This window comes from Pseudomonas sp., from assembly GCF_050739995.1.
Classification (GTDB): domain Bacteria; phylum Pseudomonadota; class Gammaproteobacteria; order Pseudomonadales; family Pseudomonadaceae; genus Aquipseudomonas.
In genome coordinates, this window is sequence record NZ_JBOICG010000794.1 from 1 (window position 1) to 2,175 (window position 2,175).

Consider the following 2,175-nt stretch of genomic DNA (forward strand, 5'->3'; position numbering starts at 1 on the left):
CCGCTCAATGGCGGCACATCCACCTGAACTTTTAACCGGGGCCCGGGCTCGGACCTATGACGGCCCGCTCAGGGAGAGCTTCGCCGTATCAGAATTCGGATCAAGCAAAGAGCGTCCACAGGGCGTAAGGGGAAGATGCTCGATGACTGCTGAAATACAGGTTCCAGAAGACGCCCGATTGCCGCTGTCCCAGGCCTTGTTGCTGCCCAGGATCGCGATCGAAAGCACCACACCTGTGATCGACGGCGGTGAGTTCGCTGTGAAAGCCGTGGTCGGGCAACGGGTCAACCTCACCAGCAAGGTATTCGCTGACGGCCACGACCAGCTCGCGGTGCTGATTCGCTGGCGCGCATTGCATGACGAAAGTTGGCACAGCGTGGTCATGACGGATGTAGGCAATAACGGCTGGGAAGGTGCGTTTACCGTCACGGCCCAAGGCCCTCATGAGTTCTGCGTCGAAGCCTGGATCGATACCTTTGCCAGCTTCTGCTACGAGTTGCGCAAAAAACATGAGGCCGGGGTGCCGGTCAGCCTTGAGCTCCAGGAAGGCCGCAGCCTGGTGTTGCAAGCCGCCGAACGCAGTGACAATGAGCTGCGCGACCGTCTGATGCTGTTGCATCATGAACTCTCCGGCCTGCTGGAAATCGAGCAGGTTGCGCAATTTCTGCACGAAGACAGTGCACACCTGATGGCCCAGGCCGACCACCGTGCGTACCTGAGCATCAGCGCCGTGTACCCCATTGATGTGGAGCGCGAACGCGCGCAGTTCGCCAGTTGGTACGAGCTGTTTCCCAGGTCGATCACTGATGACCCAATGCGCCACGGCACCTTCAATGATGTGCACGCCCGGCTGTCGATGATCCACGACATGGGCTTCGACGTGCTGTACTTCCCGCCGATTCATCCGATTGGCCGCAGCCATCGCAAAGGCAAGAACAATGCGCTCACCGCCGGTCCCGATGATCCCGGCAGCCCTTACGCGATTGGCAGCGAGGATGGCGGACACGAGGCAATCCACCCGCAGTTGGGCAGCCGTGACGACTTCCGCCGCCTGGTCAAGGCCGCCGCCGACCATGGCCTGGAAATCGCCCTGGACTTCGCTATCCAGTGTTCCCAGGACCACCCGTGGCTCAAGCAGCATCCGGGCTGGTTCAACTGGCGCCCGGACGGCACGATCAAATACGCCGAGAACCCACCGAAAAAATACCAGGACATCGTCAACGTCGACTTCTACGCCGCCGATGCGATTCCAAGCCTGTGGACCGAGCTGCGTGACATCGTGGTGGGCTGGGTGGAAGAGGGCGTGAAGACCTTTCGTGTCGACAACCCGCACACCAAGCCACTGCCGTTCTGGCAATGGTTGATCAGCGATGTGCGCGGCAAGTATCCCGAAGTGATCTTCCTGGCTGAAGCCTTCACCACACCCGCGATGATGGCGCGCCTGGGCAAGGTGGGTTACTCCCAGAGCTACACCTATTTCACCTGGCGCAACACCAAGACCGAACTGAGCGAATACTTCACACAGTTGAATACGTCGCCGTGGCGCGAATGCTTTCGGCCGAACTTTTTCGTCAACACGCCGGACATCAACCCCGGCTTCCTGCACGAGTCCGGACGCCCGGGCTTCTTGATCCGCGCCGCGCTGGCGACCATGGGCTCCGGGTTATGGGGCATGTATTCGGGCTTCGAACTGTGTGAGGCCGCGCCCATACCGGGCAAGGAAGAGTACCTGGACTCGGAGAAGTACGAGATCCGCCCGCGGGATTTCAGCGCGCCCGGCAACATCATTGCCGAGATTGCCCAGCTCAACCGCATCCGCCGCCAGAACCCGGCGCTGCACAGACACTTGGGCTTGAAGCTGTACAACGCCTGGAACGACAACATCCTGTATTTCGGCAAGCGCAGTGAGGATGGCGGCAACTTTATCCTCGTGGCGGTCAACCTCGACCCCTACAACGCTCAGGAAGCGCATTTCGAACTGCCGTTGTGGGAGATGGGGCTGCCGGACGACGCTCAGACCCAAGGTGAAGACTTGATGAACGGGCACCGCTGGACGTGGTACGGCAAGACCCAGTGGACGCGCCTGGAGCCGCAGATGCCCTTTGGCATTTGGCGTATCACCGTCTCTTAAGTCCTGTGAGATCAATCGTGTGGGAGCGGGCTTGCTCGCGAAAG

The 2,175-nt window shown here is 60.4% G+C and carries 1 protein-coding gene; it reads left to right on the forward strand.

Annotated features, from left to right (window positions below; genetic code table 11):
* Positions 1–142: 142 nt before the first annotated feature.
* Positions 143–2,131, forward strand: a complete 1,989-nt coding sequence (locus ACRESD_RS26920; protein ID WP_431753686.1) for an alpha-1,4-glucan--maltose-1-phosphate maltosyltransferase — start codon at positions 143–145, stop codon at positions 2,129–2,131.
* Positions 2,132–2,175: the final 44 nt, after the last annotated feature.

Coding starts and splice junctions, on each gene's coding strand:
- ACRESD_RS26920 (WP_431753686.1), top strand. CDS start 143: ATGACTGCTGAAATACAGGTTCCAGAAGACGCCCGATTGCCGCTGTCC.